The organism is Maribacter sp. R86514, assembly GCF_044597005.1.
Classification (GTDB): Bacteria; Bacteroidota; Bacteroidia; order Flavobacteriales; family Flavobacteriaceae; genus Maribacter.
The window spans coordinates 4,163,164-4,186,054 of the sequence record NZ_CP138999.1 but is presented as its reverse complement, the minus strand read 5'-3'; the positions used below and the strand labels follow the sequence as shown (position 1 = coordinate 4,186,054).

Annotated in this window: 20 protein-coding genes and 1 tRNA gene; 4 read left to right on the top strand and 17 right to left on the bottom strand. The window is 35.3% G+C overall.

Annotated features, from left to right (window positions below; genetic code table 11):
• The first annotated feature begins 108 nt into the window (after positions 1–108).
• Both SJY30_RS18150 and SJY30_RS18145 read left to right on the top strand, forming a co-directional pair.
• Positions 109–846 carry an MlaE family ABC transporter permease gene (locus SJY30_RS18150; RefSeq protein ID WP_396633505.1) on the top strand — a complete coding sequence of 246 codons (738 nt, stop codon included), beginning with the start codon at positions 109–111 and terminating at the stop codon, positions 844–846.
• Positions 846–1,613 carry an ABC transporter ATP-binding protein gene (locus SJY30_RS18145; protein ID WP_396633504.1) on the top strand — a complete coding sequence of 256 codons (768 nt, stop codon included), beginning with the start codon at positions 846–848 and terminating at the stop codon, positions 1,611–1,613. The genes SJY30_RS18150 and SJY30_RS18145 overlap by 1 nt, the downstream gene beginning before the upstream one ends.
• On the opposite strand, the gene SJY30_RS18140 is transcribed toward SJY30_RS18145, so the two are convergent.
• From SJY30_RS18140 to porV, 9 genes are all read right to left on the bottom strand, one after another.
• Positions 1,610–3,079, bottom strand: a complete 1,470-nt coding sequence (locus tag SJY30_RS18140) for a DUF389 domain-containing protein (protein WP_396633503.1) — start codon at positions 3,077–3,079, stop codon at positions 1,610–1,612. The two genes, SJY30_RS18145 and SJY30_RS18140, sit on opposite strands and share 4 nt — an antisense overlap.
• A 5-nt stretch (positions 3,080–3,084) precedes the next feature.
• Positions 3,085–4,164, bottom strand: coding sequence for a mannose-1-phosphate guanylyltransferase (locus SJY30_RS18135; protein WP_396633502.1), 1,080 nt, complete (start codon positions 4,162–4,164; stop codon positions 3,085–3,087).
• 1 nt (position 4,165) lies between these two features.
• Positions 4,166–4,768 carry a SprT-like domain-containing protein gene (locus SJY30_RS18130; protein ID WP_396633501.1) on the bottom strand — a complete coding sequence of 201 codons (603 nt, stop codon included), beginning with the start codon at positions 4,766–4,768 and terminating at the stop codon, positions 4,166–4,168.
• A 2-nt stretch (positions 4,769–4,770) separates the two neighbouring features.
• On the bottom strand, positions 4,771–5,451 hold the full coding sequence (locus SJY30_RS18125; RefSeq protein WP_396633500.1) for an SDR family NAD(P)-dependent oxidoreductase: 681 nt from the start codon (positions 5,449–5,451) through the stop codon (positions 4,771–4,773).
• Complete coding sequence (locus SJY30_RS18120) at positions 5,451–6,488, bottom strand: M28 family metallopeptidase (RefSeq protein ID WP_396633499.1); 1,038 nt, start codon at positions 6,486–6,488, stop codon at positions 5,451–5,453. Before SJY30_RS18120 ends, SJY30_RS18125 begins: the two co-directional genes overlap by 1 nt.
• 85 nt (positions 6,489–6,573) lie before the next feature.
• A complete protein-coding gene (locus tag SJY30_RS18115; protein ID WP_396633498.1) occupies positions 6,574–8,214 on the bottom strand; it encodes a 2-oxo acid dehydrogenase subunit E2 in 1,641 nt (546 codons plus the stop codon).
• Between the two features lie 4 nt (positions 8,215–8,218).
• Positions 8,219–9,217 (bottom strand): pyruvate dehydrogenase (acetyl-transferring) E1 component subunit alpha, encoded by a 999-nt coding sequence (gene pdhA / locus SJY30_RS18110; protein ID WP_396633497.1) that lies wholly within the window; start codon positions 9,215–9,217, stop codon positions 8,219–8,221.
• 189 nt (positions 9,218–9,406) lie between these two features.
• Complete coding sequence (gene cdd / locus SJY30_RS18105) at positions 9,407–9,892, bottom strand: cytidine deaminase (RefSeq protein ID WP_396635342.1); 486 nt, start codon at positions 9,890–9,892, stop codon at positions 9,407–9,409.
• 127 nt (positions 9,893–10,019) lie between these two features.
• Entirely contained in the window at positions 10,020–11,168 is a 1,149-nt protein-coding gene (porV, locus tag SJY30_RS18100; RefSeq protein WP_396633496.1) for a type IX secretion system outer membrane channel protein PorV, read from the bottom strand.
• Between the two features lie 438 nt (positions 11,169–11,606).
• Between porV and gldJ the strand changes: the two genes are divergently transcribed.
• Both gldJ and murF read left to right on the top strand, forming a co-directional pair.
• Positions 11,607–13,274, top strand: coding sequence for a gliding motility lipoprotein GldJ (gene gldJ / locus SJY30_RS18095; protein WP_396633495.1), 1,668 nt, complete (start codon positions 11,607–11,609; stop codon positions 13,272–13,274).
• Between the two features lie 62 nt (positions 13,275–13,336).
• A complete protein-coding gene (gene murF, locus SJY30_RS18090) occupies positions 13,337–14,614 on the top strand; it encodes a UDP-N-acetylmuramoyl-tripeptide--D-alanyl-D-alanine ligase (RefSeq protein WP_396633494.1) in 1,278 nt (425 codons plus the stop codon).
• Between the two features lie 20 nt (positions 14,615–14,634).
• Here the strand turns inward: murF and SJY30_RS18085 are convergent.
• The 8 genes from SJY30_RS18085 to SJY30_RS18050 form a co-directional block, all read right to left on the bottom strand.
• A tRNA-Val gene (locus SJY30_RS18085) sits at positions 14,635–14,709 on the bottom strand.
• Positions 14,710–14,801: 92 nt separating this feature from the next.
• Positions 14,802–16,073, bottom strand: a complete 1,272-nt coding sequence (locus tag SJY30_RS18080) for an Nramp family divalent metal transporter (RefSeq protein ID WP_396633493.1) — start codon at positions 16,071–16,073, stop codon at positions 14,802–14,804.
• A gap of 91 nt (positions 16,074–16,164) precedes the next feature.
• Positions 16,165–16,866 carry a FadR/GntR family transcriptional regulator gene (locus SJY30_RS18075; protein WP_396633492.1) on the bottom strand — a complete coding sequence of 234 codons (702 nt, stop codon included), beginning with the start codon at positions 16,864–16,866 and terminating at the stop codon, positions 16,165–16,167.
• A gap of 221 nt (positions 16,867–17,087) precedes the next feature.
• A complete protein-coding gene (locus SJY30_RS18070) occupies positions 17,088–18,065 on the bottom strand; it encodes a polysaccharide lyase family 7 protein (RefSeq protein WP_396633491.1) in 978 nt (325 codons plus the stop codon).
• 10 nt (positions 18,066–18,075) lie between these two features.
• Complete coding sequence (locus SJY30_RS18065) at positions 18,076–18,990, bottom strand: polysaccharide lyase family 7 protein (protein WP_396633490.1); 915 nt, start codon at positions 18,988–18,990, stop codon at positions 18,076–18,078.
• A 10-nt stretch (positions 18,991–19,000) separates the two neighbouring features.
• Positions 19,001–20,443 (bottom strand): hypothetical protein, encoded by a 1,443-nt coding sequence (locus SJY30_RS18060; protein WP_396633489.1) that lies wholly within the window; start codon positions 20,441–20,443, stop codon positions 19,001–19,003.
• Between the two features lie 151 nt (positions 20,444–20,594).
• Complete coding sequence (locus SJY30_RS18055) at positions 20,595–21,416, bottom strand: PKD domain-containing protein (RefSeq protein ID WP_396633488.1); 822 nt, start codon at positions 21,414–21,416, stop codon at positions 20,595–20,597.
• A 19-nt stretch (positions 21,417–21,435) separates the two neighbouring features.
• Positions 21,436–22,890, bottom strand: coding sequence for a RagB/SusD family nutrient uptake outer membrane protein (locus SJY30_RS18050; protein WP_396633487.1), 1,455 nt, complete (start codon positions 22,888–22,890; stop codon positions 21,436–21,438).
• Between the last annotated feature and the right edge of the window lies 1 nt (position 22,891).

The following is a 22,891-nucleotide window of genomic DNA, read 5'->3' as shown; positions in this document are numbered from 1 at the left end:
GATAGGATTGTAGCACAAATGTAAATAATTTACACCTTTAAAGATTAAACCGAGGTTAAATCAAGTCCTTTATTGTTATTTTTACGGTAAGAATTTTATTTTTAATAAATGAACTATTTAGCATCTGTAGGAAGCTATGCAATTATGATCCGTGAGGTTTTCAAAAAACCTACCAAATGGAGAATAATGAAGTCACTTATATTCAAGGAAATAGACGAGTTGATTTTTAGCTCATTAGGTATTATCATATTTATCTCCTTTTTTATTGGTGCCGTTGTAGCCATACAAACAGCACTTAACCTTACCAACCCGTTAATACCAAGAGACTTAATTGGTTTCGCAACGCGCCAGTCGGTTATTCTGGAGTTTGCACCAACTTTCGTTTCTATTATCATGGCAGGTAAGGTAGGCTCTTATATTACTTCTAGTATTGGTACAATGCGTGTTACAGAGCAAATAGATGCTTTGGAGGTTATGGGCGTAAACTCATTGAACTATTTAGTTTTTCCTAAAATCATCGCCATGTTATTTTATCCTTTTGCCATTGCCATTTCTATGTATGTAGGAATATTTGGTGGATGGATGGCCGGCGTTTTCGGCGGATTCTTAACCAGTGAGGACTTTGCTATGGGACTACAATCAGATTTTGTTCCATTTCATATTGCATACGCGTTCGTAAAAACCTTAATATTCGCCTTTGTTATTGCTACTGTACCTTCTTTTCATGGTTTTTATATGAAAGGTGGCGCATTAGAGGTAGGTAAGGCAAGTACAACTTCATTTGTTTGGACGAGTGTTGTAATCATCATTCTTAATTATATTTTAACTCAACTTTTACTAGGATAATGATAGAGGTACGAGACATACACAAATCTTTTGGCGAGGCTCATATTCTCAAGGGCATTACCACCACCTTTGAAAAAGGAAAAACCAATTTAGTAATCGGACAAAGTGGCTCAGGTAAGACCGTTTTTCTCAAATGTCTATTAGGTCTTTTCGTACCTGAAGATGGTGGCATTGCATACGATGGTAAGCTCTACTCGGAACATACGGATGATGAAAAGCGCGATTTGCGTCAAGAAATGGGTATGGTATTTCAAGGTAGTGCGCTATTTGATAGCATGACTGTGGAAGGAAACGTTATGTTCCCTCTAGAAATGTTTACCAAGCAGTCTAAATCAGAGATGAAAGACCGTGTAAATGCTGTTTTAAAAAGAGTAAATCTAGTTGATGCACATCATAAGTTTCCTTCCGAAATTTCTGGTGGTATGCAAAAACGTGTAGCTATTGCCCGTGCAATTGTGATGAATCCGAAATATCTATTTTGTGATGAACCAAATTCTGGATTAGACCCTAAAACAGCGATTGTCATTGACGACCTCATTAAAGAAATTACCGAAGAATACAATATAACCACCGTTATAAATACTCATGACATGAATTCTGTAATGCAAATTGGGGAAAAAATTATTTTCCTTAAAGATGGGCTTTTAGAATGGGAAGGCACTAAAAATGAAATCTTTAAAACCGATAACGAAGCGGTAACCAATTTTGTGTATTCATCTGACCTTTTTAAGAAAGTACGCCAAATGTATATACAAGAACAAAATTAATCTTTAGGCATTTCCTTAATTTGAATATTCTTATTATTCAATCTAAGTCTCAACCATTCTTGCATCTTAGCCATATCCTTAACAGTTTCGGCTCTTTTAGCTTCCTTTTTCCAAGTGACCTCAAACAAGGGAATACTATCCGTCTTTGTAAAATCTGTCGAAATTAAATATGCATATCCAATTCGATCTAAGTTTTCGTAGTTGGTCTTTGCTTCAAGACTAATCTCTTTAAAAGGGATTTGATTGGATGAAATTTGATTTAAACGCATTAGCTCAGTCTCTAAAACCTGTATTTTCTCATCTTTACTGGTCAGAATACTTTTCTGAGATTCATATAACTCATTTACGTATTTAAGTTCATTTGCCTCATCGCTTCTAGAACCCTGTACAACGGCAAGTTCAGTACCATTTAATTGTTTATAATCTGCCATCTGTGTACGCCACGTAGCAATTACATTTTCTGGTATACCCTCATTACCCATAAAGAACAATTCAATTTTAGAATTACCTTCATCATCATAAACCACCTCACTAAAATCTCTTAGAAACTTACCTTCTCCGGTAAATTGATATGGTTCTATTTTCTCTGTAATAAATGATTCTGCATCTCTATTAAATAACGATTTTTTAAAAACGCTATAAAATGTAAATCCTGCTGGTATCATTACCAGTACAGCCAATAAAGAAGCCAACCTAGCAATTAACTTTCTTCGTTGCGAATTTACATAACGAACCATAGGGAATTTTAAGAGCTTAATCACCAAAAACGTCGCTAAGGCTATAAAAATAGTATTGATAATAAACAGGTACATTGCCCCTGTAGCATACTCAAAATTACCAATGGCCAAACCGAAACCTACGGTACATAAAGGCGGCATTAACGCTGTTGCAATTGCAACACCAAATATAACACTGGCTATAGTACCCTTTTTAGCACGGGCTATTACTAATGCCAAACCACCAAAAAATGCTATTAAAACATCTCTAATATCTGGCTCTGTTCTAGCTAAAAGCTCTGAAGACTCATCTCTAAGCGGGAAAAAACGATAAAATAAATATGCGGTAATGACACTAAGTACCACCATTACCGCAAAATTCTTTAATGATCTTTTTAAGGTATCTATATCATTGATTGCCACAGACATCCCTATGCCTAAAATAGGTCCCATTAATGGCGATATTAACATTGCGCCGATTACTACAGCTGTAGAATTGGCATTAAGACCAATAGATGCAATAAAAATAGAACATATCAAAATCCAAGAAGTATGCCCCTTAAAAGGAATATCGGCTATAATAGCTTCTTTAGTTGCTTGCTGATCTGTATTGGTTCTAATATCCAATAGCTCAGAGAGGAACTTTTTTACACTACCTAAAAGACCTTGAAAATCTTTCTTTACTTCTTCACTACCTCCAACTTCATTACTAGTAGGGGTAATATTATCTTGATTAAGATTGTTCTCCATATTTATTAAGCGAATTCATCACCAAAGGTATCTTTCACCTTATTTAAAACCTGTTTGATATCTTGTTCTTTCGTCTTTGGATAGATCAAAAGTACTTCATCTTTATCAACTATGATATAATCATTAAGACCATCTACAACAACAACCTTACCGGCTTTAGACCTTATCATGTTACCACTAGCATCTTGCGATAACACTTTCGCATTTACTACAGCATTTTTATTGTCGTCCTTATCTAACTTATCATATAACGATCCCCAAGTACCTAAATCATTCCAATCAAACGTAGCCTCTTTAACGTAAATAGCTTTCGAATTTTCTAAAATGGCATAATCAATAGAAATGTTTTCAGCCTTTGGATAGTTCTCAGAGATAAACTTCTTTTCATCGTCTGTATTATAACATACTAGACCATCTCTAAATAGTGCATACTGCTTTGGCTGAAAATTTTGAAATGCATTGACTATCGTTTTTGCACTCCACATAAATATCCCTGCATTCCACAAAAAGTTACCTTGAGCAAGGAAATCTTTTGCAGTTTCATAATCAGGTTTTTCTCTAAACTGATTTACTTTTTTAATTGAAGCAGTATCCGTTTTATTAGACTCTATATACCCAAAACCGGTATTTGGAAAAGAAGGCTTAATACCTAACGTACACAAAACATCTTCTTTTTCACACTTTTTAAAACACGCCGTTACATCTTTTGCAAATGCATCTTCATCTTCGATCCAGTGATCACTTGGTGCCACAATCATAACCGCATCTTCATTCATTTTCTGAATTTTCATAGCAGCATATAAAATACATGGTGCTGTATTTCTCATGGCAGGCTCAAGAACTACTTGCTCTTGTTTCACCAAAGGTAATTGCTCTAAGACTAAATCATTATAACGCTCGTTGGTAAGAATTAAAATATTCTCGGTAGGTACAAATTTATTCAACCTTTGAAACGTTTTCTGAATAAGGGTATCACCTGTACCCAACATATCATGAAATTGTTTCGGGTTTTCGCTTGTACTGATTGGCCAGAATCTCGATCCTACTCCTCCTGCCATTAAAACGGCATAATAATTTTTATTCATGTCAGCTTTTTATTAATTCTACTTCAGCATTTGGTTGAAATAAAAACATCCTTCCTGTAGATATTTCTATACATTCATAACGCTTGGTTCGTTTATTTCCTTTTTTAAATAATTTTCCACTATAAATGCGAAAAACGCACCCTATGGGTAATTCGTAAACGTAAGTTTTTTCCGATTGTTGTTCATCGAATTGTTTTAAAGCAATAGATAACTGAGCATCAGTACTACTACTAGCCTTTGGATTCTTAAAATGTCTAGCTAATAACGGTAATAACTGCGATGGAAAAATCTCTGGTCTAATAAACGGAATCATTAAATGTTGAAATGTTTTTTTCCATTCTAGGCCATGTGGCTTTATACCATGACCATATTTCTCAAATGCGATTAAATGGGCGATTTCGTGAATTAAAGTAATTAAGAACCTATATTTATTTAAAGACGCATTTACCGTTATTTGATGATTACCGTCTTTTCTTCTTCTATAATCTCCATGCCTAGTTACACGCTCATTAACGATTTTTAAATGCACCTGAGTATCCTTAATTAGTTCAAAACAAGGACTAACCGCTAACTCTGGAAGATATTTAGCTAATGTCTGCTGCATTATTATGGCGTACTACTACTAACCTGCAATATTTTACCGTTATACATTTTCTGTCCCTTTAATGCAAAGTCCATTACATATTCTGCCATTTCTGTTGCACTTACCGGAGCTTCATAACCCGGGAATGCCTCTTCTAACATTTCTGTTTGTACCGCCCCTAAAGCCAATGCGTTAAATGACGGACCAGTTTCTTTAAATTCTTCAGCCAATAATTCCGTCAAAGTCAATACCGCTCCTTTACTAGAACTGTAAGCTGAAAGCCCCGGAAATTTAGCACTACCCTGAATACCGCCCATTGAACTAATGGTAAGAACATGACCGCTTTTACTCATGAAAGGAATAACAAGTCTTGTAACAGCGGCCACGCCAAATACATTTACATCATATACCGCCTTAAATTCCTCTTCTGTTATTTCTAGAAATGGCTTATTTATAAGCTTACCTGCATTATTTATAAGCGCTAACACACTAGCACTTTTATCTTTTAAAAACTTAGAAAGTTGATCTCTACTTTCTTTAGCGGAAACATCAAAAGAAAATGCCTCAATATTTTTATGATCAAGATTCTTAATCGGTCCTGCATTTCTAGAAAGCGCTAAAACCTTATACCCAGCGTCAGCCAATAATTTGCTTAGCTCAAATCCTATTCCTCTACTGGTACCTGTTACTATAATGTATTCCATTAGTTATACTTTACTTCTTTTATCGGTGCATTGATAATACCTTCTAGCATTGGTACAGTTTCACTTACAATTGTAGCCATAAAATCATAATCCATTAACGATGCTTCATCACCTACCTTATGATACTCACCAAAATTGGTAAAATCAAAGGAACTATAGGTTTGGGAAGGCACATTAAACTCATCATGAAATGGCGCATTGTCCGAACGTCTGAATAAATTAAATTCTTTTGCCTTTGGAAGAAACCCTACCAAATTTTTATTGGCATATCCATTACTGATTTCTGCTAAATTAGATAATTCATAACCTGTTAAATACAGATTATGATCTTTGTTTATCATTGGCACACCAACCATTTCAAAATTTAGCATGGTATACAAATTAATATTCTGATCTTTTAATGTTTTAGCTAAATGCTTAGAACCCACCAATCCTTTTTCTTCTGCAGTGAATAGTGCGAAAATTATGCTGCGTTTGTTTTTTTTATGTTCACCAAAATATTTAGCAAATTCCAAAACAGTAGTAGTACCTGATGCATTGTCATTGGCACCATTTGCTATAGTATCATCTCCGCCTCCGCTAATCAAGCCTATATGATCATAATGTGCGCCAATGACCACGAACTCATTTTTAAGTTCTGGATCTGTCCCAGGTAGAAAACCTACTATATTATAAGCTACACCGTCATTATAATTCTCTAATGTATCTTTATATGATGTGAAATAAGGCAGAATGTTATTGTTCTTGAACATATTTTGAATATAATCCGCAGCCTTTTCAATTCCCTCACTCCCAGTATCTCTACCCTTTAATTCATCTGACGTCAAGAAAATCATGGTTGCTTCTATATCAACGGACAAAGCCTTGGCAGAAACTTTTGACTTTACCCTTTCCAATTCAGCATCTTTCGATACAGGCAGAACCGAACCCTTAACACCTTTTGGATTCGTAGGATTCAACACCGTTGACTGATTCACTTTTGCGCTTCCACAACTTAAAAGTAAAAAGCTAAAAAAAGCTACATATATATGTTTCATTATATTATCCATTTTAGAATATAAAGATAAAAAAAAGCATCCCTATGAAAGGATGCTTTTCTAATTCTATTTTTAAATCAATGTTCTACGCTAACATAGTAACAGGATTTTCTACATAATATCTCAATGTCTGAAGAAATTGTGCTCCGACAGCACCATCCACTGTTCTATGATCACAAGCAAGAGTCAACTTCATAGTATTACCTACTACTATTTCCCCATTTTTAACAACTGGTTTTTCTACAATTGCTCCAACGGAAAGTATAGCTGAATTTGGCTGATTGATGATACTTGTAAACTCAAGAATACCGAACATACCTAAGTTAGAAACGGTAAAAGTACTACCCTCCATTTCAGATGGAGCAATCTTCTTGTTTCTTGCCTTACCCGCTAAATCTTTTACAGCACTACCTATTTGTGTTAAGCCCAATAAATCAGCATGTTTTACAACTGGTACAACTAGACCTTCATCTACTGCCACAGCAACACCCATATGAATATGCTTGTGAAATTTTGTAGCATCAGCACTCCAAGTAGTATTTACCTGTGGATGCTTCTTCAGTGCCATTGCACAAGCTTTCAATACCATATCATTAAATGATACTTTGGTATCAGGCAAACTATTTATTTGTGCACGTGAAGCTTTTGCATTATCCATATCCACCTCTATTGTAAGATAGAAATGCGGTGCATTAAATTTAGAATTACCCAATGCTTTGGCAATAGCCTTACGCATATTAGAATTCTTAACTTCTTCAGTACCTTCCTCACCAGATGGCAAAGCCATAGAAACCGGCTGAGAAGCAATTGCATTATCAGCCTTTGCACTAGATGAAGCAACAGGAGCTGCAGCTGTACTTGGCGTATAATTTTCTATATCTTTTTTAGTAATTCTGCCATTATCCCCAGAACCGGAAACATTAGCCAAATCTATACCTTTATCCGCTGCTATTTTTTTAGCTAAAGGAGATGCAAAAATACGTTCACCATCTGCAACCGATTTAGAAACTTCTTTCTTATCAGTAGTATCGGCAGATTTTTCATCTTCTTTTTTATCCTCGGTAGCAGAGCTCTTTTTGCTTCCGCCAGATTTATTACTTAAAACGGCATCAACATCTGTTCCTTCTGGACCTATAACCGCTAAAACTGCATCTACAGGAGAAGACTCACCTTCTTGAATACCTATATATAGCAATTTACCGTTATAGAAAGACTCAAATTCCATTGTAGCCTTGTCGGTTTCTATCTCTGCAAGAATATCGCCTTCTTCAACATCATCACCAACTTTCTTCAACCAGCTAGCCACAGTACCTTCTTCCATGGTGTCACTTAAACGAGGCATCTTTACGATTTCAACTCCTTCAGGAATTTCGCCAGAACCTGGAGCTTCTGCATCGTCAGAAGAGTTCTCAGCAACAGGCTCTTCAGCAGATTCCTCTTCTGAAGCAGTTGCACCGCCGCCATTGATCAAAGCAGAAATATCTTCTCCATCGTCACCGATAATCGCCAAAAGACTATCTACTGGAGCAGTATCACCTTCTTGAATACCAATATGCAACAAAGTACCTTCATTAAAAGATTCGAATTCCATCGTCGCCTTATCGGTTTCGATTTCAGCCAATATATCTCCTTCTTCTATTTTATCACCAACGCTTTTTAACCATTTAGCTACGGTACCTTCTTCCATGGTATCGCTTAAACGGGGCATGTTTACTACTATAGCCATCTAATTATAATTTATGTTGAACAAATGGAAAATCCTCTTGTTCGTAAACCATATCGTACAATTGGTTTACTGGTGGATAATCTGATTCTTCCGCAAACTTTTCACATTCCTTAACCATAGATTTAACCTTCTTGTCAATATCTTTGATCTCAGCTTCAGTAGCGTATTTATTTTCTTTGATTATATCCAATACCTGAGTAATTGGATCGATTTTTTTGTATTCTTCAACTTCGTCTTTGGTTCTATAATGCTGAGCATCAGACATTGAATGACCTCTGTATCTGTAAGTCTTCATTTCTAAGAAAGTTGGTCCACCACCAGTACGGGCTCTTTCAATAGCTTTACTCATTTCTTGAGCAACTGTAACAGGATTCATACCATCAACAGGTCCACAAGGCATTTCATAACCTAAACCTAACTTCCATATTTCTGTAGAAAAAGAAGTTCTTTCAACTGAAGTACCCATTGCATAACCGTTATTCTCACAAATGAAAACAACAGGTAACTGCCACAACATAGCCAAGTTAAATGTCTCATGCAAAGACCCTTGCCTTACAGCACCATCACCCATATAACACAAGGTAACATTATCTCTACCCGCATACTTATCACCAAAGGCCATACCGGCACCAAGAGGAATCTGCCCTCCTACAATACCATGACCACCATGAAAGCGATGCTCTTTAGAGAATATATGCATAGATCCACCCATACCTTTTGAAGTACCGGTTACTTTTCCATAAAGCTCGGCCATTACCATTTTTGGATCAACACCCATACCAATTGGCTGAACGTGATTTCTATATGCAGTTATCATTCGGTCTTTGGTCAGATCCATTGCATGAAGAGCACCCGCCAAAACAGCTTCTTGCCCATTATACAAATGAAGAAATCCTCTTACCTTTTGCTGAATGTACACAGCAGCCAATTTATCCTCAAATTTTCTCCAAAACAGCATGTCCGCATACCATTTCAAATACGTTTCCTTGGTGATTTTTTTCATCAATTTTAACTAAAGGTTTAACATCTTTATTATGATAACTGAGGTATTATGACCTAGGTATCCAAGAAGAACAAAAATACACATATAAATGAATCGATAAAAATAATAGAAGTAAATCCATCCAGAAATTATATGCTTAACAAATAAACCATATAACGTGTTTATTTACAATACTTTTTGCAGATTTTCTTAATTTAAAAAACTACTATTAAAGCCAAGAGGCAGTAAATCTGAGAGAGAATCACACTCCACTATACTACCAGTCTCGCCCATAAGCAAGATTTTAATAGGTTCTTGTTGCCGAAATTCATATTCAGAAATTGCCTGTCTACAGTTACCACAGGGTGCAGCGGGTTCTTTAACTTCATGATTCAATGATGCTGCGGTAATTGCAATTGCCTTAATTTTCATACCAGGATATTTAGCCCCGGCATAAAAAATAGCCACCCTTTCTGCACACAGCCCAGATGGATAAGATGCATTTTCTTGATTGTTGCCTTCTATAATTTCGCCGTTTTCCAACAAAACGGCGGCGCCAACATTAAAACTAGAGTAAGGAGCATAAGCCCTACTCCTAGCTTCTACGGCTGCTGACATTAGATTTTGATCATCATTACTTAATTCGATTACCGAATCATACACTGTTATTTCAAAGCTTATCTTCTTTTGACTGATCATATCTTGTTTTATTTTTCAATCTACAAATATATACTTGACACTAATAATAATTGAACAAAAATAGTTAACGCATAAAAAAACCTGCTTAAAGCAGGTTTTTTTTAAAATATATCTATATCAAGTCTTAATCGTTGTAAAACTCTTCACCTAAATTAAATGTAAGAGCAAAACGAAGAGTATTTTCTAAAGGATTTCTCACTTGAGATGTTGAGAACAAGTAAGATAAATCTACTTGTGCCGCTTTAAATTTAAAACCTGCACCAAGTGTAAAAAACTTTCTTGATCCCTTTTCTTCACTTTCATTAAAGTAACCTGTTCTAAGCATGAATGCATCTTGATACGTATATTCAGCCCCTAATGCCCAAGTAAATTCTTTTAACTCTTCACTAAAACCATCTGGAGCATCAGTAAAAGAATTAAAAATACCACTAAATCCGCTTTCATTTTGATAGATATCATTATCAGCGGCATCAACATCTCCATCATTATCAAAATCTTGCGGTGTTGGCACTAACAACTTAGTAAATTCCGTTGTTATACCTATTACATTGTCTTGATCTAAAATAAAGTCGAAACCACCACCAACACTTAACTTACTAGGCAAGAAGTTCTCCTGCCCCCCTTCATCGTACTGAATTTTACCTCCAATATTTGAAAGATTAAAACCAGCTCTCCATCTACCATCGAAACTATTATACGCTATTTCGCGTGATCTATAGAAACCAGCAACATCTACAGCAAATGAACCTGCAGCCTGAGAATCTTCACTTCCGTTTTGTGGTAATTTAAGATTTGATCTTATATATCTTCCTCCAACGGCCATTGAGAAAGTCGGACTTAACTTTAAAGAATAAGAACCGTCCAAGGCTAATTCGTTCGGTTTTGCAATGGTACCTGGGTCATTGGCAAATTGCCTTAATTCAATTTCACCCAAAGTAAAATATCTTAAACTAACGGCAAAAGCGCTCTGCTCATCTAATTTATTGTAAAAACTGGCATTCAACAAAGAAATATCAGTGATAATACTTTCTAGATATGGAGTATAACTCACACCAATACCCATTTTTTGTTCTGCGAAAGCGAATTTAGCAGGGTTCCATTGTTGAGAAAAAGCATCTGTAGAAGTTGCTACACCCATATCTCCCATACCTGCAGACCTAGCATCTGCCGCAATGGTTAAAAACGGTACCGCCGTGGTAATTACACGCTGATCTTCTTGCGAAAAAACTTTACCGATTATTAATGCAAAGAAAATTATTGAAATTTTTCTCATTTTAGAATAGTTCTTTTAATTTTTGAAGCTGAAATATAAGGATTACCTTATTTCAGGCTTCAATATTTTACATGTAAACGCACATTTTCCCGTTATCTTGCATGAATCTAAAGTTTTTTACAACATTTTATGATTCCAATATCGATACTAACATCTTCGGCATATTAATTCCTAACAGATACCTGTTAATTATCGTTATTAAAAGATTTACTAAAAACCATACTAATTAGTTGTTTTAAGCGTTTACCTAATAAAGCGAGCTTAAAATTATTGACTGTTCGCCATGAGAATTTTAAAATTATTTTCAATTGTAAAATAATCTCACAAAAACACCGTTCTATTGAGCGAAAGTGACAAACAAATTAAAAGAAATTACAGTATCACATCTATAGTTACCAAACTTCTATAGTGTGTGTAAATTGAACTCAAGTCCTAATTATGAAGAAACATTTAATAAAAGTTGTACTCTCATGCACGGTATTAGTAGGAGGTTTTACAGTAAGTAGCTGTTCTAAATCCTCATCTGGAAAAAATACGTCTAGAGCTACAGGTTGGAAGATAAATGCCAAGGAAGGTGGTTTTCAATACAATACCGACTTTAAAGAGCAAGAAACCGCTCCTGGATTGGTATTTGTTGAAGGTGGTACATTTACCAAAGGCAAAGTACAAGATGATGTAATGCATGATTGGAACAATACTCCTACAGCACAGCATGTTCAATCTTTTTATATGGATGAAACCGAGGTTACCAATGTAATGTATTTGGAATACCTAGATTATCTAAAAAGTGTCTACCCTCCAGAGAACCCAAAGTACACTAACATTTATGTAGGCGCTTTACCTGATACTTTGGTTTGGAGAAACAGATTAGGTTTCAATGAAACCATGACAAATAACTACCTGAGACACCCGGCATATGCAGAGTATCCTGTAGTTGGTGTAAACTGGATCCAGGCTACTCAATTTGCAGAATGGAGAACCGACCGTGTAAACGAAGTTATGTTAGAAAGAGAAGGATACTTATCTGAAGACGCTAAATATCAAGCAGCTACAGGAGAGGTTCAAGGTACTTTCAGTACTGAAGCTTACTTAAACAGACCAGAATCTGTATATAACGGACAAATTGATTCTTTACAAGGAAAACAGAAAAAAGATAGTACATCTACTTTCGCAAAAAGAAGTAGTGGTATTATAATGCCAGAATATAGATTACCTACCGAAACTGAATGGGAATATGCTGCTCAGGCTCAAGTTGGACAAAGAGAATACAACAATTACAGAGGTAGAAAAAAATATCCTTGGGAAGGTGATTACACTCGTAACGGACAACGTGTTGGTAGAGGTGATCAATTAGCAAACTTTAAACAAGGTAAAGGTGATTATGGCGGAATCGCAGGTTGGTCTGATGATGGTGCTGATATCACTGCTCAGGTTATGTCTTACAAGCCAAACGATTTAGGTCTTTACGACATGGCTGGAAACGTTGCAGAATGGGTAGCTGATGTTTACAGACCAATAGTTGACGATGAAGTAAGTGATTTCAACTACTACAGAGGTAACATATACATGAAAACTGCAATTGGTGAAGACGGTAAAGTGAATATTCTTAGAGATTCTATAGTTTATGATACGTTACCAAACGGAAAAGTAGTTGCCGTAAACTTACCAGGTGAAATTAAAATGGTACCCGTTGATGAAGAGGAAACATATTTAAGAACCAACTTCTCTTCCAGTGATAATAGAGGATATAGAGATGGTGACCCAGGTTCTTCTAGATTCTATGATAGATTCAACGATGGTGAAGAGGAAGATGAAAGCAAAAAAATGTATAACTCGCCTAAACATTCTGTTGAAAGAGATTCATTAGGAAATCTTGTTAAAGGGTACGACTCTTCTAACAACAGAACTACTTTAATCAATGATGAAGTAAGAGTTTACAAAGGTGGTTCTTGGAGAGATAGAGCTTACTGGTTAGACCCAGCACAAAGAAGATACTTGCCACAATATATGGCTACCGATTATATTGGTTTTAGATGTGCAATGTCTAGAGTTGGTTCTAAATCGAAAACAAAAAACAAAACAGTTAGAGGAAAGAAAGCAAAATAATTCTCTTCCTTACAAATTAAAAAAGCCCCTTATTTAAGGGGCTTTTTTTTATCTTCGATTTTATGAACATTCAAGAATTACATTCAGCTTTCCTAGCAAACCCTTCAGTAAGTACAGATACTAGAAAAATTAAAGAAAATGATATTTTCTTTGCTTTGAAGGGAGAGAATTTTAACGGTAACACTTATGCTCAAAAAGCACTTGACTGCGGAGCAAGTTTGGTCATTATAGATGAGGAAGAATACTATATCGATAACAGAACAGTAATCGTAGATGATGTTTTAACCACTTTACAGCAGCTATCCAATTATCACAGAAAACAATGCAAAGCACAAGTTATAAGTCTTACCGGTAGTAATGGAAAAACAACTACCAAAGAACTAATAAATGGCGTTTTAAGTACTACCTACAAAACGATTGCGACCAAAGGCAATCTCAACAATCATATCGGTGTACCCCTAACATTATTAAGTATTAAGCCAGATACTGAAATTGCCATTGTAGAAATGGGAGCCAACCACCAGAAAGAGATCAGCTTTTTATGCTCTATTGCCGAACCTGATTTTGGTTACATCACTAATTTTGGCAAAGCACATTTAGAAGGTTTTGGCGGCGTTGATGGTGTTATAAAAGGTAAGAGCGAATTATATGATTATTTAATTTCAAATAAAAAGTCGATATTCTTAAATGCCGATGATTCCATACAATTAAAAAAACTTGCTACGTACATCAAAAAATATGGTTTCAGTATTGAAAATTCCAAATATTATAACATAAAGTTAGTAGAAGCCCAACCGTTCGTTACAATCGAAGCTGATGGGGTAATTTTAAAATCTAACCTTATTGGCACATATAATTTTACAAACTGTTGCGCCGCAATCATTATTGGAAAATATTTTAATGTAGATTTAAGCGAAATTAAAAAAGCAATCGAAAGCTACACGCCAGACAATAACAGATCTCAGATAATAGACAAAAACGGACATTACATAATTCTTGACGCTTATAATGCAAACCCCTCAAGTATGAAGGTGGCATTAGAAAACTTTGCCACCTTAAAAAAAGATAAAAAAGTTTTAATCCTTGGCGATATGTTTGAATTGGGAGGCTCTGCTATGGAAGAACATCAACATATTGCCGATTTGGCTTTAGACCTAAGTTTTGAAAAAATAATATTAGTAGGTGAAAATTTTAATACAACTAGTACTAAATCTATAAAGTTGAAAAACTTTGATGATTTGAAAGTTTACTTAACAGAGAGTAAAATAAAACCAAAATCAAGTATTCTAATAAAAGGCTCTAGAGGTATGGCTCTAGAACGTGTTTTGGATATTATTTAATCTTACATCGATTAAAACTGTGGGATATACTGGATTCGAACCGGTGACCTCTGCCCTGTCAAGGCAGCGCTCTAAACCAACTGAGCTAATATCCCATTATAATTCTTTAAAAGGGGACAAAGATACTATTAATCTTATTTTAAAATGATTCGATAAATTGAAAAGTGATACCTACATTACCTGAAGTTTAAAAATAATCCAATAATGCTACTATTCCATTATAAGAAATTACGCAAGAAAAGAAAAGAGCTGCAAACAAACCCAAATTAAGCCATATACCCGCCTTGTACTTCGTCATAAGTTTTTTGTTGTTAATAAGGAGGATTATACCAAATATCACTAATGGTAAAACAAATACATTAAAAACCTGTGACAGTATTTGCATTTGAATAGGATTAGCTCCATATATTGGAACAATAAGAGCAAACAGACAAGCTATGGCCGTTATGATTCTAAATTGTTTTGAATTCGTATCCAATTCACCTGATTGATAATCTGCCAACAAAATAGGTGCAATTAACAAACACGGAAATATAGATGATAAGCCTGCACTTAACGTACCGAAAAAGAAGAGTGTAAGGGCAAATTTACCAGCCACAGGCTCTAAAGTATTCACCATATCCAACACCTTCGTCACTGGTTGTCCCTGATGAAATAAGGCGCCGCAGGCTACAGCCATTACAGAAGCGCTTATGAAAAATACAAGTGTTGCTGCTATTATCGCATCTTTCTTTTGTTGGGGGCGGTTTATAATTGTCCATCCTTTTCCTTTTACAAAAAGCGGTCTAGAAAGAAACGTAGCCGCGGCCATTGTTGTACCAACAAATGCAGCAACCATCATTTGCCCACCCTCAACTTTTGGAATAGTTGGAATCAATCCTTTTATAACCTCTATCGGCAAAGGGTTAACCATAAACAGTGAGATAATGAAGGACAGTCCCATTATAGTTACGAAAATGACTAATATCTTTTCAAAAAAAGCATATTTACCTACCAGCAACAGTCCATAAAACAAAACAATAACAGTTATAGCTATTACTAAAACAGACTCATATTTTAAATTCGCAAGGCTAGGAAAATAGATCAAGAATATCTCATAAATGATATTTGCTGAAATACCTAGAATTCCCATTAATGAATTCCACTGACCAAAAGAAATACCTAGTATTATTAGAATAGCAATCAACTTACCCCATTTTAAATGCTTTTTAAAAGCATACAAAGCAGTTTCACCAGTAACCAAAGCAAAATTTCCGTAAGCATACATTAATAAGCCAGAAAAAATACAACTTAAGAGTAGCACCCATAAAAGTTGCATACCATAGGTACTACCGGCCACAATCATTGAAGTAACACTCCCCGTACCAATTGTATAACCAATAGCAAAGATACCCGGGCCAAATGCTAATACTAACGCCAATATTTTTTTCCAAATTGATAGCTTGGGCTCTTTATCCATTTTAATTGTTCATTAGGTAAATAATAATAACGTATAAATTTTAGCTCTTAAATATTGAGTTAAGTATTTAGTTTTAAATAGAATTTTTCTACTAAATATTATAGCAAAACTGGTATAAATTCTTAAAATGAACTTTCATTTTTGCTTTTGCCAATTGAGGGTCTTGTTTTTCAATAGCATTAAAAATATCTTGATGCTCTTCAATACCCCTAAATGCCATGTCTTTATCACAGACATGATATTTTTCAAAATTTGTAAGTATTTCAGGAGTAATTATCAACATAAACGTGTTCATTGTACTATTGCCACTAGCTCTGGCGATTGCCAAATGAAACAATAAATCTTCTTGAACAGCGTCTTCGCCATTTTCAGCTTTTGCACGGTAAGCATCTAAAGCGCTTTTCATTAATTTTAAATCATCCTCGGTTCTTTTTGTAGCTGCCAACTTTACTGTTTTCAGTTCCAACAAAATTCTCGTTTCTACCAAAGATTTAAAATCTGGCTCATCCAATCTTAAAATATCGTTTACCATACCATTCATAGCTACCTGACCAATATCCGCTACAAATGTTCCACTTTGAGGTTTTGACACCAAAATACCGTAAAATTCTAATTTTTGAATTGCTTCCCGAACACTGCTTCTACTTACGCCAAATTTATCTGACAACATTCTTTCTGATGGTAATTTATCACCAGGCTCCAGATTTTTGTTGTTCATTAAATCTCTAAGCTGCTCTATAATCCCATTTTGTATTTCCTGATTTTCTGTCCTTGTGAGGATTTCTATTTTCATATATATCTTGTTTTAAAGGAAAATTGTCCCCTGCATTTGTTTACCAAAAATGTTATATTAACACGCTAAAATAAGAAGTTTTATTTTCAACGATAATCACATGCCTTAATTAACCTATTTTAATGAAGATTACCAGCCCTAAAAAAGACTGGCAAACTCATTTTCAACAAATTTAAATCAAACAACTCTCTTACTTATACTAGGTATATTTATCTTACAAACTAATGTGTAACTTCTAATTCGTAATATTTAACTATGGCAGATGCCCCGGCATCTAAGGTTTGTAAATAGTTACCCGCTTTAAAATAATTTTCGAAAACGCTCCACTTTTGCATATGAATATCTTCATAAACAACCGTATCAGTTTCGTTTAAAATAACCTCTAACCTACCGTGGGAAGCAATGATTTCTAAATTAAATGTATCAGTTCCAATAACTTCAGGAAAGGTGTACCCTTCATTATCCTCCCAAGCATTTGTATACAGTATTTCCTCTTCGGGGGCATCAACATCTTTTAATTTCTTAGTTAGCACCCTAATTTGGTCTTTCTGCCAATATATCTTAAGTACCGGAGGAGCATTATTATCATCTTCGCCTATTAAATCTCGTTGTTCATTAGTTAGCCTACCATGAATCTGCATAACCAATGTTCTATGAGAATTACCGCCTGCATCTGAAGAAATTTCAGGCACTGATAATGTACCCTTCATCCGACCTCCTTCCGTAAAAGTCCAATTTGTGCTATTACTACCTGGTACCATTTGCTCTCTTAATTCTGTACGTGAATAGGAAGAATTAGCTGTAGACGAACCAGGCGTTGTGTAAAACACCAAGGAACCATCTGTAGAATCATTGTACATGTAAGGCATTAATCTTTCATCAGTAGCATAATCAATAATTTCTGGTGGCTCTACCTCATCTGGGCTACCAATGGGCAATGTAACTTTCCAATTACTTAAATCAATATTCGGCAAAAAAAAGTCTACACCTTCAATTTGTTCTTCTTCAACCACAACTTCCTCTTCGGTCTCGGTATTTTCTTCAACCTCTTTTTCTTCGATTACTTCTTCTACAACTATTTCCTCTTCAGGTACTTCTGCATCATTACTACAGCTTGTTGCAGCGAGCATTACAATAAATGCAAAAAAGCAATTTAATACTACTGGTTTACCGAAAAGTAACTTATAATTTACAATCATAAAATTCTTATTAATGCTTTACTTCAAGTTCGTAAAAACTGACCTTGGCAAATGAACCTTCATCTCTACTTTGAAAATAATTACCTGCTTTGAAGTAATTTTCGAAAACACCCCATCTTTTCATATTAAAATCATCGTAGACGGCGTATTCTGTTTTATTCATCGAAACTACCATTTTGCCATCTGTAACTTTAATTTCAATCTGAAACTTACCGAAGCCTACCTCTTGTTCAAAATTGAAACCTTCATCATCTGTCCAAGCCTCTTCATGCAATATGCCGATAGCATTTACATCGGTAAATTTCAACTTCTTTGTTTTGACTCTAATTTTCCCATTCTGCCAATATATTTTTAATACCGGCGGTGCGTTATTATCTTTTTGTTTTATTAAATCTTTTTGTTCATTCGTCAATCGACCATGAATCTGTAAAATAATTACTTTATGGTATTTACCATTTTTATCTCTAGAAACTTCATCAACCGATAGTTTTGCCCTTAAAGTACCACCTTGCTCAAATGTCCAATTAACATTGTCATCGCCCGGAACCATTTGTTCTCTTAGTTCTGACCTAGAATATTTCGTATTAGCCGTGGTTGCCGAAGTTGGGTATGCATAGAAAGTGAGGGCTCCTTTTGTAGAATCATTGTACATAAAAGGTTTTAGCTCCTTATTTGTGGCATAATTTAATATTTCTGGCGGCGCTACACTTATGGCCCCTCCTTTACCACTACCTTCTGGTATAGTAACCTTCCAATTACTTAAATCGATTTGAGGTAACTTGACCTTCTTTTTCTTACTTTTTTTCGATTTTTTTAGTTCCACATCCGATTCTGAAACGCTACTTTTCTGATTTTGAGAAGTAGCGCTTACAGATAGAAATAGTAATACTAAAAATACCAATATTCCTTTTCGGGTGTTTTGCATAAATTACAAATTATGGGTTCACTGAACGAACCTTTACATTATCTATGTATGCGTCTTTTGGTGTTACGGCGTAGAACATTACAGCGACTTCACCACTGTCATTTGCTGTAAAAGGAATTTGTACTAATGTACCGGCACCATCTGTAGTATCCGAAAACTTACCTTCTGCAACATAGCCTTCTTTAAAACCTAAATTATTACTCAAATTATCTACCGCGTCAGCACCATCTTCATAATGCGCATCTAAAATTAGACCTACCACCTTTCTTCCGCCCAAAGGATCGGTACCACTGTCATCTTTTATAGCATATTGGTATTCCAAAACATAATCTGCACCAGGTGTTAAATTTAATTCTTGGTATGCATATCTAGAACTTTCCGTTCTAAAATCACCACCAGATTGACTTGAAGACCACTTTGCCCCCCTTGTTTTACTACCTTGATTAACGCCATCATAGTCTATATTCGAACCATCTGAACTTGATCCGAAAGGGTTTGTATTTCCATCGGTAAATGTTGACCACTTCCAAAAGTCTTGACCATCTTCAAAATCACCATTTAAAATAGTGGAACCGGTCATTCTTGTCATGTAAATATTATCTACAGTTATGGTGGCGTGATCATTTGCCGTACCCGAACTACCTAATTCAAAAAGTATAGTCTCGAATTGAGAAACCGGTGATGAAAAATCAGTAGCCAAATCAAAATCAAAACCTGTCCATTCACCATTGGTCAAATCCAAGTCATCAATTATATGACTAGTTCCATTTGTATTATCCACCAAAGTTATTTTCAACTTATCTATACCAGTGGCAAATTCAGAATACACATCAAAATGAATATCATTTGAACTAACACCAGTATAAAATGCATCTGCCGCAACTACTTCATCACTTAATGCAAATTCACCAACATCGCTATGAAGTCTTGAAAATTCCAATAAGTTGTTTCCTGATTCTAAAACTATAGCTTTTCCTCCAGTACCAGCAGTACCCACAGAACTTGCATCTGTATATATGTTCAAAAGATTATATCTTTTAAAATCTGGTGATGTAGGTGCAGTATCAATAGAAGGTACGGTATGTTCTACCGTAATATCTTCAGCTTTGACAAGATCAGTTTGACCTGAAGCCTTTGTAGTAACTGTTATCGTATAGTCTGCTGACGCTTCTACATTAGAATAGTCATATGTTGCAGATTCTCCTTGTAATGCGGTTAAAGGTTCACTACCGTCACCAAAATCAATTACGTACGAATCTACACCTACCGTTAAAGGCTTTACGGTAACAATAGTTCCATCACCACTAGCGGATACGTCAAAACTTGAAAAAACACTTCCAATAGAACCACCAGATGAATCTACAGGCTCAATTGGCTCATAACCATCTTCATCACACGACATGATCAGACCAGCTATCAAAAGGGCACTAATTCCTTTTTTTATTAAACTCATAATATTATAATTTTTTAAATTTTTGTTAGATGCTTCTTAAACATTTGAAATTTCAGTTTAAGAATATACATGATGTCTTGAAAGATAATTTAAAAATGAAATCGCAATTAATAGCAATAACCTATCTAAACTATCTTTTCAAGAACTATCATTAATTTAGCCTATCAATACTAATTTTAGAGAACCTACATTCTGTGCCCGCATACTCGATGTTAAATCTCATATTCTCAGTTTCATCACCTGTAGCAAACGTAAAAGATGTTTCTACATATGAAGAAGCTTGATCAGTTAACGGAATTTCTTGCAAAAGAAAATCATCGCCTGTATCTGCATCTTCTATCAACAATGTACCTGCAGAAGTACCGGTAGTTTTACTTACATACCAGAACGTTATTTCATAAGTTGCACCAGAAACCACACGAATACTTTGATCCAAAAAGTTAGAACTACTACTTAATTTAGCCGCTCCGTTACCTTCTGGCGGTGTAGGGGAAGAGCTTGCAGAGTAAGAACTTGTAGTACCTCTATCCACACCAGCCCATGGTGTTCTTGGACTACATAAAAAATCTGGACATTGAAATGCAGCGATCAATTCATCAACTACTACAACATCTAACGTTATGGTAGATGTAACACCATTACCATCACTGGAAACCAAGGTTACAGGAAATGTACCCTCACCAGGAAATTGAAATGTAGGATCGCGATCAGTTGATGTTTCACCACCTCCAAAATCCCATAAATAGGAAGATGCCTCTGTTGAAAGATCCGTAAAATTTATTATCGTAAAATCTTCTTGATCAGCTGTATAATCAAAATTAGCTTCTGGAAATATCGTATCTGCCTTAGAATTTGAATCTGGCAAATCATCTCTAAAAGTATCTGAACCAACACAACCAACAAAAGAACTTGCCAGCACTACAGTAAATAGCAGCAGCGTTGTTTTTCGGAAAATATTTTGTTTAATTTTCATAGTTTAAAAGTTTTAAATTTTAATATCCCGGGTTTTGTGTTAAAAGTCCGCCGCTTATATTTATTTCTCTTGCCGGTATTGGCAACAATAATTTTCTAGCATCAAAAACATAACCCATTTCAGCTGAATGTGCACTTAAAACAGCTTCTGCTACACCGAACCTCAACAAATCGAACCAACGTTGGTTCTCAAAGGCCAACTCTACTCTTCTTTCTGTTAAAAGTTCTTCTTTGGTAATACTTGAAACCGCGGTAGTTAAACCAGCTCTATCTCTTACAGCTTGAAATGATGCCAAAGCAGCAGCATCTGTAGTAGATGCAGAACCTGCCAGTATTGCTTCAACATGCATTAAAAGTACATCTGCATAACGTAATGCTATATAATCATTACCGGCATTACGGGCATTAGGACCGTATGCTGGCTCAGCAGACGAATCAAAACCATCTGGAAAAAACTTTGCCACCTCATTTCTATCATCTAAAAGCGAACCATTCAAATCAGTAATTGAAGTTTCCGTTCTATTTCCTCCAAAGGCCACGAAATCTAATCTTAAATTATCATTGACAATGTTTTGACCGTCTTCTGATCCTGCACGTATAGAAGATGTAAACTCAGCTGAAAAACTTTGACTTTCTGCGCTGTTACCAGGTATATATTGAATTGCGAAAATAATTTCGTTGTTCAATTCATCATAAAAAACATCATGAAAATCACTCATTAAGTTAAAATTTCCACTATTAACTATTGCTTCGCACAATTGCTGCGCAGCACCATAATCTGGGGATGATAATGATAAATACACCTTTGCCAAAATACCTTGAGCCGCAGCTTTTGATGCTCTTGATTTAGATGAATTATCTAAAACATCAACCGCTTCTTGTAAATCGGCGATGATTTGACCATAAATTTGCTCCTCTGGAATTCTGGTAAACAATGCTTCATTATCCGTAGGGCCCACGACTGAAGTTACTAATGGTACGGCACCAAACATTCTTACCAACTTAAAGTATGCATAAGCTCTTAAAAATTTAGCCTCTGCAGCATATTCAGCTTGATTATTTTCATCTGCCACATCTATAAAATCCAAGATATTGTTAGCTCTAAAAATTACTTCATACATAGAAGCGTAATAATCTTCAGATTCTACATTATTGGCATTTACAACGTATCTGTGAAAATCAGCTTTAGACCCTTCAAGGGTTGCATTTCTAGTATTATCTGTTCTATGCTCTGTTAACAGGTGTTCGAATTGTACACCTCTATTGAAGTTTCCTATATTAGATTCGGTATTACTATTTACACCTTGTAAGGCATCATATATACCGTATATACCAGATAACACATCTGCATCTGATTGAAAGAACCCGTCTACCGCTACAGCCGTATCTGGTAAAGGATTCAAAAACTCTTCAGTATCACAGGAAACAAATACGGATACCGTCACTGCAATTATTAAATATTTTATATGTTTCATC